Consider the following 11853-nt stretch of genomic DNA (forward strand, 5'->3'; position numbering starts at 1 on the left):
CTTCAATACGGCACTGATCACGTTTGAGTCCGCTCTGGACTTTCAGCAAACGACTGGCAATCCGGTGCGTATTCGTATCGCAAGGTGGGCTGTGGGCCGGTGCCTCCGCGCTTTGAAGAGATACGATGAGGCGTTTGCCATCCAAAATGACTTGATCCAATACCCTGAGCAGGGTTATGTCTCAGAAGAACTCGGAGAACTTCTGCTTGTTATGGGGCGCCCCGACGAGGCCAAGCCTCGCTTCAGAAGGGCATACGAGCTTTTGAGCCCGAGTTTGAGTTCCGACCCGAATGAAAAAACACGTCTTGCTCGGCTCAAGGAACTGAGCCAATAGAAGGCAGGCAGCCAACGGCGGATTCGCTCATCGAATCCCGCCCGTTCCTCGTGTACGTCCCGTCTCGATCTTGAGTTAGCCGAATTTCGGAAAATTGTCCGAATGCGGACAGCTCTGTCCGAAGATGTACAGCTTGCGAAAGCCGTCGCGCATCAGCCGCTTGATTTTGAAGCAAAATTCTTTGGCGTGGCGAGTGCAAGTCCATAGGCAGGAGGGAACACATGCCTTACTTTGAACGAATCAAGGACAGGATCTCCGGCCCCTTCAGCCCGACTCTAATCACCGAACGCCAGAAGGCCGGATGGCAATTGGTTTCGATCGAGTGGCGTCGAGAACTTCCGGCGTCGGAAGCACCTCATGAAGCAGAACACGCCGAAGAGATTCCGTACGGTCTTCGGCTATCCGACGATGGCCTGCGTTTGGAGATCGACCCCTACGAGAACTCGGTCTTGACGCAGATGATGGAGCTGCTGAGCCAGGATTTTTCCTATTCCCAGATCGTCAGTGACCTCAACGAGAAAGGACTGCGAACCCGGACCAATTCTCCGTGGGATCGTGTGAGCTTACATAAAATGATGCCAAGACTGATAGAGGTCGGACCCAGGCTCTTCGCGGGGGACAAGTGGAAGAGTTTGCAAACACGACACAAGTAGCCCCCTACTTCATCTTGATTCCAGCCGGGACAAAGCTCTCGCCCTTCAGATAGACGCCCAGGTAGACCGGGCTGGCGTGCTCGATCGTAATCGTCCGTTCCGCCTTTTCTCCTGGCTTGAGAGAAAACGGAATCTCCGGTGGCGTCACAATCCTGGCGTCGACACCCGGCTCGATCCACACCGCGAACACTCCGCTCTGCGCCCTTCTCCGGATGAGCCTGGTTACCCACCGAGTCCAGGTTTTTCTCCGTCAGCTTGTCACGATAGTCGACCCAGATGCGGCACCAACAGTCGTTGTCGTGAATGGCATTGCCTGTGGGCAGCCCCGGTGTTTGGTCCAGAAATCCCGGCAATTGCGGATAGCGGCTGCGCCATGGTTCTTCTTTGTACGGCATCGCCTTCAACCGGTTCAGCAGCGCCGGGTTGGTACCGTCAAAATAGGCCTTTTGCCAACCCATACCGCGTGCGTCAAAGTGGATGCCGATGTCGTCGTCGACAAACTTGTTCTTCTCGAGAACGTTGTCATTGCCGCCGCCAATCTTCACGCCGCGGGCCGCCCCCCGAATCACGTTGCCAATCACAAACGACCCACTGGATTCGTCGTCCAGGTAAACGGCGTTTACATCTCCCAGGCCGAGGTTGTGGAAGTAATTGCCGCGCACCGTGTTGCCGCGTTCGGTGGTGTCCGCACCGATGTAGTATGCGCCCACGTCTCCCGTCTCCATCGATACGGTATGCACATCGTTCCCCTCAATCAGATGGTCGTTGCCGTGCACCCAGATGGCAAAGTGTGGCGCGTGATCGATGGTGTTGCCAGTGACGCGATTGCCCACGCCGGACACGCTAATTGCAGGCGTATAAGTGCGCGACCAGCGGGCATAGTCGTGAATATGATTGCGGGCAGCAATGTGCGCGGCAGCCGTGAGCGTCTTGCGGTCTCCGCCGTCGAGAACGATGCCGCCATCGCCAGTTCCGCGAACTTCCGAATCTTCCACTGCGTCCCCGGCCCCGCCGCGGATAACTACACCTGCGTTGCCGGTATTGGCTATGCTGCAATGCTCAATGCGGTCGTGGCTGCCGCCATCCATCACGATGCCGTCGGCGCGCGTCACCTCAAACGCGAGATCGCGGAACTCCACATACGACGCGCCTTCGACGCTCACCAGCGGCTTATCGAGCAGAGAGACCTCCGCCACTCCAGAAGCAATCGGAGACGGCGGCCAGAAGTACAACATACCCGCCGCGCGGTCCAGATACCACTCGCCTGGTTCGTCCAGTTCGTCCAGCATATTCACCAGCTGCCAGCGCTGCCCTGCCCTGTAGCCATAGGCAGGATTGGGCGCTGCGGTATCGATGACATGATGCGCCGTATCAATGGACGTGATGCGCTCGTAGTGATCGGCCCAGTCGTAATACCAGTAGCCATGTAACCACGCATCGGGGGCCTTGTCCAGGGCAATGCGCCACCGCGCTGCACGCTCCCCCTCATACGCAAACTGGCTCTGCGCTTTGTCCCTGGTGGCTGCGCCGGTGTACGCCCAGCCAACGTTCGGCCAGCGTGCCAGCGTCATCGGCTGGCCATTGAAAAATAACTCCAGACCTGCAACGTTCGCCCGCCCTTTGCCTCGCGAAACAATCTCTCCGTAGTTGGTGATTCCCTGCGCGCGCAGATCGGCGCGCAGAATCTCTCCCCGCCACTTCTTGAAGTTCTTTACCGGTACGCCACCAACAATCCGCACCCTCTCCCCCGGCACGGCGCGATAGACCATCGGCGCGGCTGCTGTCCCGCTATCCTCGGGGATAAGGGCGAAGGCCGCGGTTCTACGGTAGTCGCCACCCCGCAGCCAGATGGTGATGGGGGCGTCATGCTTCGCTGCACGCGCTGCATCCCGTGCTCGTTCGAGAGACGCAAAGGGCTGCGATTTGGTACCGGGATTCGTGTCCGCGCCTTTCGGCGAAACATAAAACTCTTCACCACACATCTGCGCCGCAGAACAAAGCACCAAAAGAACAAGGACCACAAAAGGCCTCACATACGTCAAGGTCAAAGTAACGCTCCCTGGATGCACATCCCTGCTTTCGCCACGCGATGTTTCATTCCGCGCGGACGACCGCAGGCGTGACCCCAGCCATTCTGTCATGCTGGTTGGGGCCGAGTCAGTACCGACAAACGCGCTTCACGGAAGGTCTGCCTACCGCTGCCGTACGGCGAAAGTGCTCTAACGCTTGCGCATGCGCAGGCTTTGCCAGCTTCCATCGGAGGTCCAGCCGCCATCGACAGCCAGAGCCTGGCCGTTGATGAAGCCACTCTGGGCCGGATCGGCGAGGAAGAGGATGGCGCGGGCGATGTCATCGGGACTCGCGAAGCGAGCCATGGGAACACGGCCGGTGATGTCATCGTCGGTATAGCCGCCGCCGGCCTGGTCGGCGACATCCATCTCTGTCTTGACCCAGCCGGGACAGACGGCATTCACACGAACACCACGCCCGCCCCACTCTCCGGCGAGAGTACGAGTCAGCCCGATGAGTCCGTGCTTGGAGGCGTTATAAGCCGTACGGTCACTGACACCGACCAGACCAGCGATCGACGCAACATTCACGATACTTCCCTCTCGCTGCGCGAGCATAACGGAGCCGAAGGCCCGGGAGAGAGCGAAGGGTGCGACGAGGTTTACCTCAAGCACACGGCGGAAGGCGGAGGCTTCAATGGTCTCAGCAGGAGCGATAAAGCTGATACCTGCGTTGTTGACGAGGACATCGACACGGCCCCAACGTTCTGTGACAAGGGATACAGCCCGCGCGATAAAAGCCTCGTCAGTGATATCACCAATCAGCGCTTCTGCTTCAGCGCCGGCCGCGCGCACTGCTGACAGCGTGGCTTCGCAGGGCTGCATATCGAGCAGCAGAAGAGTGTACCCAGCCTCACCGAGGACTTCAGCAGTTCTGCGCCCGATGCCCTGCGCGGCTCCCGTTACGATGGCAACTCGCATCTCTTCACTCTACTTGAGCGTCCGGCGGATGGCACCCAATGGCGTTATTGAAGGTGGCTATCGAAAAATTTCGCCAATGCCGTCATCCCGTATGCCGACTTCTCGGGACTAGTCTTCAACGTTTGTCTCTCTTAGCTCGCACCAGGGCGAGCGCTTCAAAGAAGCGGACGACCGCTTCGAGATCACGTTGCGAAAGAGTAGCGAGCTGCTGCCTGGTTGCGGCCTCAACACTTTCATACATTGCCGCGATATGGGCCAATCTCGACGGCACAAGGTTAATGAGAAGACTCCGGCGATCTAACGGGTTGGGATCACGGCGAATCAATCCGCTCTTTTCCAGCCGGTCGAGCGCGACCGTGACGCCCCCACTCGACAAACCCGTAGCTTCGGCCAGCCGACTCGGAGTAGTTGGCCCGTAGAGCTGCAGCATGTGAAGCATCTGCATATCGGTAAGCCCGAGCCCGACTTTCTCCGCCGTCTTCGCATTGAAGAAGATGCTGGAGGCGATGAATTTGCGGATCTCAAGCACAATACGATCGGCCGGAGTCACCGGCGCAGGCAGCTTCGCGATTGAACTCACTTCGACTTCAACTGGTGGCTTTTCTGAAGACGTTCGGCTTTTTTTCTTTGTAACCCTGGACATAGGCGTCTGCTTCTGATTTAGTATACAGATATCTTATTAACTAAGATATCTGGAGAATAAGACATGAGCGCCTCGGCAAAGGCATACAAAGGAATGGGCATGGAGGGCGGCATCGCACGATGGTATGACCGCACCACGCGTAAAAGCATGGAAGACTTTCGCGTGCTTGCCACAAGAATTGCAGCAATGGTTCCGGCAGGCGCCAGAGTGCTGGAAGTCGCACCCGGCCCCGGCTTCCTCTCCATCGAACTTGCAAAGCGCGGTTTCGACGTGTGTGCCGTAGACATCAGCCGGACCTTTGTAGAGCTTGCTCAAAAGAATGCGGAGGATGCCGGCGTAAAGGCCACATTTTTACGGGGAAACGCCTCCCAGCTTCTGATCGAGAGCAACAGTGTTGACTTTGTCATGTGCCGCGCTGCCTTCAAGAACTTCACCGAGCCAGTAAAGGCGATGCGCGAGATACTACGAGTGCTACGCCCCGGCGGCATGGCAATGCTCATCGACATGCGACGCGACGTGTCCATGCAGGACATCAAGCAATTCGTCCAGGGGATGGGGCTGAACTGGTGGAACCGCGTCTTCACCAACCTCACCTTCAAGCACATGCTCATCAAGCGGGCGTATTCGCTCGACGAGATTCGAACGATGGCAAGCGAGGCTGGATGGAAAGAGTTGCAAACCGAAACCTCACCAACGGGATTTGAGGTGATTGTAAGAAAGCAACGTTGCGACGTCGGATAAATCGAGCATGGACCTAAACTTCAGAGCCGACGTATCGAGTTCCTCTACAAAGTTCATTCTTTGAATCCGATGGAGTCAGCAATCCAGCACGATAAACGCGCTACCCGAAAGTTGTAAAGGTTTCACCGAGGTACAACTGTGCCCGAAGCGCACACATCGTAGCCATAATCTGCCCGGAGGCGATGACGGGAAGTGAGGCTGATATGACACACCGTGCTGGGTCCGTCCTATTCACGATTCTTCTAGCCGTCACTGGCTGCAAGCAATCTCACACCTCACCGCCCGCACCCACCCAGCCCCCGGTCAAGGCTGCACCCGCCACGCCGCTCTCTGAAAAGAAGGACGAACTCGGTACCGAAAACGCGTGGACGCCAGCATGGGATGTCTTCATTGAGAAAAACCTGCCGACCGAAATGCTCTCTGCCAAGGCTGCAAAGGCTGTAGCGTCGTATTGCCCGGCCTTCTCAACCGCCTCAGAAGTCGACAAGCGGGCGTTCTGGGCGTACACGATACAGGCCATGGCGGCCGCTGAAGCAGGCCTGAAACCCGAGGCAACCGCCCACCACACGCAGCCCGCCGTCGCGAAAACGGATAAGATCACGCACCGTCCCATGCGGCAAGAAGGCCTGTTGCAACTTTCTTATCAGGACGGAGAAACCTACGGCTGCGACTTCGATTGGCAGGCCGACAGCCGGCTCGGTCTCAAAGACCCAGCCCGCACGATCCTTCAGCCTGAGCGCAATCTTGCCTGCGGAATCCGGATACTGAAGACCCAAATCATTGACCATGATGAGCCTCTGCTCTCCCGCAGCAGCTACTGGTCCACGCTGCAACCGGGCACACAAAGCTACCGCGTCTTTGCAAAGCAGATGGCCAATGTCCCGCCCTCGTGCGGCAAGCAGATACCAAAATCCGCCAGACGGCGAAAGGCAACGCGCCGAGCACAACAGTAGTGAACGGCCATGTCTGCCGGTCGCGGAACCGGTCCGAAGTCAAATAGGTTCTTGAGCAGAACCGATCTTCGATTACCGAGGTCTTCGAGCCAGAAGCCGGCTGAACATAAGATCAGTCCTGATAAACGCCGATCGCGGCAGCGATCTAAGCTATCGAGCTGTTCCCTTCCTATAAGCCGACATCGGGACGGATCATGCTTCACGATGAGTGATTTGGCGATTATGCACTCGGGATCACCGTGGATCGATAAAGCGCATCTGTGGGAATTACCTTTTCGCTAGTGTGAAGGGGTTCCCGACATCACTAACCTTCCAGCGCTAAACACATACTGAATCTGTTCGGCATTGTGGATATCATTGAGTGGATTCGCTCGCAGTACCACCAGATCCGCACACTTTCCCGTCTCGACCGTGCCAATCTCCTTTTCAAGGCCGAGCGCCAGGGCAGCATTGCGCGTCGCCATCGCCAGAACTGCCTCGTTCGGTATGCCTGCCTGGGACAGTAGCTCCATCTCCTGATGCAGGCTCACTCCAGGAACGACCCACTCGTTCGGAAGATCTGAGCCCGTCGTGAGCAGAACACCCTCGCGATAGTACCGATCGACGATCTGCAGCATCCTGGGCCACGCGCGGCTCATTCGTGCAAAATCGCTCGGTGTCCAGTCGGCCGTCAAACCACCATCCTCCCAACTCTGTTGCATTGCTGCTGGAGCAAGACTTACATTCTGCTTTCCCCGATACTCCTCCGATGGGACGAACTTTGTCTTATAGGCAATAAGGGTCGGGTCATCTGAGATGTGATGTTGCTTTAGGCTTGCTATCACGGCACCGATTTCAGGTCCATTGACGTCCACCGATTCCAACCAGAAGATGCGGGCCTTGATCGGCCCCACGCTATTCTGCTCCGCTTGATATGCGGCTCTTTTGCCGGGAGGGAGCGCGCTTGCCGACCAGCTTACGGCATGTGCCACAAAATCGATTCCCTCTGCTGCAGCTGTCGGCCAATCCGTATTTTGCAGGTGTCCAATCACCTTCAGTCCACGTTTATGCGCTTCATCAATTGCAACAGCAGTCTGATTAGGGTCTGATTTAGCGTAGACCTTGATGTAATCGACTCCGGCTGCCGCCTGCCTGTCGACCTCGTTGCGTATCTCCTGTTCTGTTGAAAACGGCTTGCCGTTTAATATTTCGCCCGCCGTCAGAATGCGCGGCCCTACGACGATCCGCGCTTTACGTCCTCGCGTAACCTCACGGCCTCTGTGGCTGGAGCAGCAGGGTTTCGCACAGTCGTGATGCCATAGTCCAACAAGAGCTTTAATACTTGCTCGCTCGTCGCCCGGTCATAGCTGGAAAACGCGCCCGTCCGAAGGAACGTCACATGCGCGTGCATGTCGATAAATCCAGGCAGAATGTACTTGCCGGATACATCGAGAACGCGTGCATCTGCCGGGACAGGCAGGTTCTTTCCGATGGCTTGTATGTGGCCATCGCGAATTGCAACATCTGCTTGGTAGGGGGCTTTCCCGGTCATGTCGATAACCGTTCCGCCCCTCAGATATCCTTGCCTCTGGCTCGCGAATGGGAGATATAGATCCTGTGCTTAATTCTGATCCAGGGTTCCAGGGGCCCGTTGCTCAATCCACTCCGCCATTGATTTCTTCGGCTCGCCCATCGCTGCATTCGACACGTCCTCCCATGCTTCCCATGTCTTCAGCCGCTCCGCATATGCGGCACGGGCCCTGGGCAGAATAGAGTTACCCAGGCCAAGTCGCAGCGGAGGATTTTCCGCGTCCACGAGCTTCAGGATTGCTTCTGCCGTCGCTTCTGGATCGCCGCGTTCAACATGAGCAAGCTGTTTCAGGAACTGCTGCCGGAATTCCGCGTATGGTTCCAGAACATCCGCGACCTGTGAGGACTTTCCGAAGTCGGTTGCGTAAGCTCCGGGTTCAACAAGGGTCACCTTCAACCCGAACGCCTTCACCTCCGGCGCGAGGGATTCATGAAGCGCTTCGACAGCCCATTTCGTAGCGGCATAGAAGCCGATCATAGGCAATGATGCTATCCCCAGCCCGCTGGAGACACCGAGAATGTGACCGCTCCCTTGTTTCCGCAGTAAAGGCAGAGCCGCTCGGAGCACTCGGACCATGCCGAAATAGTTGGCGTCGAAGAGGCCGCGGATCTGCTCGTCGCTCGCTTCTTCAGTAGCCGCGAACAGGCTAGCGCCGGCATTGTTGACAAGAACGTCCAGTCGGCCGAAGTGCGCGTATGCCTGCTGAACTGCCTGCTCAACCTGCGCGGAGTCGGTGACGTCGAGGGCAAGGGGCAACACTGTGTCGCCAAAACGTTCCGCGAGATCGGTTACGTCTGCCAGTCTGCGGGCGGTCGCAGTGACCCGGTCGCCTCGTTGTAGAGCAGCTTCGGCCCAGATGCGGCCGAACCCGCGCGAGGCGCCGGTAATGAACCATGTCTTTTGCATTTTCGATTCCTCCGTGATTGTGGGTTAAGTTCAAGCCTCGGAATAACGCATGTTTCCGAGATCGGTAAGAAGAGAGGGGCCGGTGGGGTTCCATCCGAGCTTGGCACGGGTCTGCGCACTGGAGGTCAGAGGATCTCTCCCGGCGAAGAACCCGAGGAAGCCGAAGTGTTCCTGGGACTGTTCCTGCGCAATGGAAATGACGGGTGCATTCAAGCCACGGCCGATAGCCGTGGCAATGTCTTTGAGCGTCACTCCCTCTTCTGCGACTGCGTGGTAGCGGGCTCCCGCAGTGCCTTTCTCCAACGCGAGCCGGTAGAGCCGTGCGACATCCGAAACCTGCGCGGCCGGCCAGCGGTTTTGACCGTCGCCGATGTACGCCGAGACACCCCTCGCACGCGCCACCGCAATCAGGGGAGTGACGAGGCCCTGCTTTACGGTGTCGTGGACCTGCGGCAAGCGCATCACAATTGCGTGGATTCCACGATCCATCAGTGCGACAGCCGTCACCTCGGATACACGAGGAAGGGATGGAGAAGATAGCGGCGGATCGTCCTCTGTGGCAGCGCGGCCCTGAGCCACTCCCACGCCAGAGCTAACGATGAACGGACGGCTCGATCCCTGGAGCACAGCGCCGATGGTCTCGATGGCGCGCTTGTCCAACTCGCAGCTCTCCGCAAACTTTGACCAGTCATGCTGGAAGGCGGTGTGGATGACGGCATCGGTTGCGGCTGCTCCGGTGCGCAGACTCTCCAGGTCCTCCAGATCGCCTCGATGGGGCTCGGCGCCAGCGGCTTCAAGCGACTTTGCACCAACGTCCGACCGCGTCAGTCCAAGTACGGGATGGCCTGCGCCGACGAGTTCTTTTACGACGGCGGAACCGATGAATCCGGTAGCGCCAGTAACGAATACACGCATATGTTTCTCCTTGATCTCATGCGAGCTTGATTGACGAAAGGATGCGACCTCCACTAAAACGGAGGCAGCCTCCGAACAAATAGATATCCGGAGGTAGCCTCCGGATGCATTAATTTTGAAGATGACGAAGAACCATTTGACGACCGACCGGAAACCGCGCGCAGACGCTTTGCGCAATCACGAGCGCATTCTTGAAATCGCGAAGGTTGCCTTTACCAGCGAAGGCGCCAACACCAGCCTGGAAGAAATCGCGAAGCAGGCGGACGTTGGAATTGGCACCTTATATCGCCATTTCCCTACGCGCGATGAGCTGATCGAAAGTGTTTACCGAGCGGAGGTGGAGAAACTCGCGACAGCCGCGAGCCGCTTCGCCGAGACCATGTCTCCACTCGAAGCGCTTCGAGCCTGGATGCTGCTGCTGGTCGATTACATCGCAGCAAAGCACATCATTGCACCCGCTCTCAATACCATTGCCGGCGGCCCGTCCAGGCTCCATGAGGGGTCACGCACCATGATTCGGGGTGCGATCGGTGAGTTAGTGAAGCGCGCCAAGAAGAGTGGTGATCTGCGCAGAGATCTGGATGCGTACGACCTGCTTCGAGCGCTGATCGGCGCCTCCCATGTGGGCTCCGACGCCGACTGGCAGCAGAGCGGCAGGAGACTGGTAGACATACTCATCGCAGGCTCACGTCCGCTCGAATAGACCGCGTCCCACAAGACACGGCCTCCGCGGGCATGCCTCAAGCACCGCGCAGCAAAATCCAAGCGGCCTCACGCTTTCGATTCTTGATAACAGGGCAAATCACTCATTCAACTCGGGCGTGGTCTTAATCCCCGGAAACGCGCATTTGCGACAGCGATCTAAGCTATCGGACTGTTCCCTTCCTATAAGGCAGTGCAGGTCAAGTCAGAGTCTTTCGCTTGCTGAATGGGGAAAGCTGGTAAGAATCCGGCGTTGACCTCGGTCGCAGAGTGCCATGCCGCGTCCGCTGCAGACGCCACTTGTTCGCTTCCACTCCGATGGGTATTATTACGCCACTCGAACAAATGCAGTCGGCTGCAGCCTGAAATATAGGAACTCGGTGTTCTCGCCTCGACGTGATGCCACCTCACCGCTGATTAGTGAATTTTCAAGGGAACGACATGTCCATGAAGAAGATTGGAAACGCACTCCTGATTGGCAGCCTTGCCGGTCTTGCCACTTGGCTAACCACACCGCAGGTGCTCAACATTCCCACTTGGGCCGTATTTATTTGCTGGGCCTGTTACTTTCTCTTCGGCGCGGAGCCGCGAAAGTCCGGCAAGGGCCTGTTTCAGATGATTGTGGGCATCGTGCTCGGTGCCATCTTCCTCATCCTCGCGCCACACCTTACGCCGTTGCTCGGTCTTGCCACGTTTCCGTTCATGGTGTTTGTCGTAGCCGCCGGTCTTTCTTTCATGGAGTGGACTCCGCTGCACATCGTGGCGGCCTACTTCATCGGGCTGGCGCTTGTATTCGCATCTGGCTTTCCGCCAGACGTTCGCCATGTCCTCATCTTGAGTTCTGCCGTGGTAATGGCCTTCTTCCTCGGCTGGATCTATATGTCTTTGCGCACAGCGCTCTTCGCCGTATTGGACCGCCGCAACCAGGCAGCGGTCGCTGATTCCGGACAGACTCACCGTGATCAGGCGTTGCCGCAGTGACCACCGGAAAGCGGCCTTATCGGGAACTGCGGAGATTGGTCCCGTGAAGTCGGTTCAGGTAAGCGCTCCGATAAGCGTTCTCGTCCGGCCGCGAGTAGATTGGCGATCTCGTGCAGTCGTTGACGTCGCGCACGAGATCGCAGAGCCGAAGCCTCTTTTGCCGGTACCGAACCAGACAGTGTTTCCCTCTATATAGCTGACGAGTGGTCAACAACTCGCCCGGGCCATGAGAATGCTTTTTCGGACCGAGCGTCAACCGTACGTCTGGTCGGTGCTCTGTCCGACCTCGATGATATAACCGTCAGGATCACGGATGTAGCAGCGGATCTCACCGTACTTGGGGATTGGCGCCGTGATGAACTCCGCGCCTCGACTCTTCCATAACTGATAACACGCCTGAATATCTGCGACCCGGAAATTCAGAAAACTGTTGATGTGATTCGGGTCGGGAACGCTGAGCGACAC

Annotated in this window: 13 protein-coding genes and 1 pseudogene; 6 read left to right on the forward strand and 8 right to left on the reverse strand. The window is 57.6% G+C overall.

Annotation, left to right across the window (positions count from 1 at the left end; all coding sequences use genetic code 11):
- Both AB4043_RS03190 and AB4043_RS03195 read left to right on the forward strand, forming a co-directional pair.
- On the forward strand, positions 1–334 hold a 334-nt coding region (locus tag AB4043_RS03190), incomplete at its 5' end, for a hypothetical protein (protein ID WP_442306491.1).
- Positions 335–795: 461 nt separating this feature from the next.
- Positions 796–987, forward strand: a complete 192-nt coding sequence (locus tag AB4043_RS03195; protein WP_442306494.1) for a recombinase family protein — start codon at positions 796–798, stop codon at positions 985–987.
- Between the two features lie 476 nt (positions 988–1463).
- Here AB4043_RS03195 and AB4043_RS03200 read toward each other — a convergent pair.
- From AB4043_RS03200 to AB4043_RS03210, 3 genes and pseudogenes are all read right to left on the reverse strand, one after another.
- A pseudogene (locus tag AB4043_RS03200) lies at positions 1464–3128 on the reverse strand (right-handed parallel beta-helix repeat-containing protein); the annotation flags it as partial.
- A 78-nt stretch (positions 3129–3206) separates the two neighbouring features.
- Positions 3207–3977, reverse strand: a complete 771-nt coding sequence (locus AB4043_RS03205; RefSeq protein WP_442302935.1) for an SDR family NAD(P)-dependent oxidoreductase — start codon at positions 3975–3977, stop codon at positions 3207–3209.
- 115 nt (positions 3978–4092) lie between these two features.
- On the reverse strand, positions 4093–4557 hold the full coding sequence (locus tag AB4043_RS03210; RefSeq protein ID WP_442302934.1) for a MarR family winged helix-turn-helix transcriptional regulator: 465 nt from the start codon (positions 4555–4557) through the stop codon (positions 4093–4095).
- 162 nt (positions 4558–4719) lie between these two features.
- Between AB4043_RS03210 and AB4043_RS03215 the strand changes: the two genes are divergently transcribed.
- Positions 4720–5361 carry a class I SAM-dependent methyltransferase gene (locus tag AB4043_RS03215; protein ID WP_442306492.1) on the forward strand — a complete coding sequence of 214 codons (642 nt, stop codon included), beginning with the start codon at positions 4720–4722 and terminating at the stop codon, positions 5359–5361.
- A 203-nt stretch (positions 5362–5564) separates the two neighbouring features.
- Positions 5565–6314 carry a hypothetical protein gene (locus AB4043_RS03220; RefSeq protein ID WP_442302932.1) on the forward strand — a complete coding sequence of 250 codons (750 nt, stop codon included), beginning with the start codon at positions 5565–5567 and terminating at the stop codon, positions 6312–6314.
- Between the two features lie 278 nt (positions 6315–6592).
- Here the strand turns inward: AB4043_RS03220 and AB4043_RS03225 are convergent, their stop codons facing one another.
- The 4 genes from AB4043_RS03225 to AB4043_RS03240 form a co-directional block, all read right to left on the reverse strand.
- On the reverse strand, positions 6593–7633 hold the full coding sequence (locus AB4043_RS03225) for an amidohydrolase family protein (RefSeq protein WP_442306495.1): 1041 nt from the start codon (positions 7631–7633) through the stop codon (positions 6593–6595).
- Positions 7528–7845: a hypothetical protein gene (locus AB4043_RS03230; RefSeq protein WP_442302931.1), complete on the reverse strand. Its 318-nt coding sequence runs from the start codon at positions 7843–7845 to the stop codon at positions 7528–7530. The genes AB4043_RS03225 and AB4043_RS03230 overlap by 106 nt, the downstream gene beginning before the upstream one ends.
- Before the next feature lie 69 nt (positions 7846–7914).
- A complete protein-coding gene (locus tag AB4043_RS03235; protein WP_442302930.1) occupies positions 7915–8790 on the reverse strand; it encodes an SDR family NAD(P)-dependent oxidoreductase in 876 nt (291 codons plus the stop codon).
- Positions 8791–8820: 30 nt separating this feature from the next.
- Entirely contained in the window at positions 8821–9705 is an 885-nt protein-coding gene (locus AB4043_RS03240; RefSeq protein WP_442302929.1) for an SDR family oxidoreductase, read from the reverse strand.
- 121 nt (positions 9706–9826) lie between these two features.
- Between AB4043_RS03240 and AB4043_RS03245 the strand changes: the two genes are divergently transcribed.
- Both AB4043_RS03245 and AB4043_RS03250 read left to right on the forward strand, forming a co-directional pair.
- Complete coding sequence (locus tag AB4043_RS03245) at positions 9827–10408, forward strand: TetR/AcrR family transcriptional regulator (protein WP_442302928.1); 582 nt, start codon at positions 9827–9829, stop codon at positions 10406–10408.
- A gap of 446 nt (positions 10409–10854) precedes the next feature.
- Positions 10855–11388, forward strand: coding sequence for a DUF1097 domain-containing protein (locus AB4043_RS03250; RefSeq protein ID WP_442302927.1), 534 nt, complete (start codon positions 10855–10857; stop codon positions 11386–11388).
- Positions 11389–11640: 252 nt separating this feature from the next.
- On the opposite strand, the gene AB4043_RS03255 is transcribed toward AB4043_RS03250, so the two are convergent.
- The coding region (locus AB4043_RS03255) for a VOC family protein (protein WP_442306493.1) at positions 11641–11853 on the reverse strand (213 nt) is incomplete at its 5' end.

Origin of the sequence: Terriglobus sp. YAF25, from assembly GCF_052113305.1 — a bacterium.
In the GTDB taxonomy this organism is placed as follows: domain Bacteria; phylum Acidobacteriota; class Terriglobia; order Terriglobales; family Acidobacteriaceae; genus Terriglobus.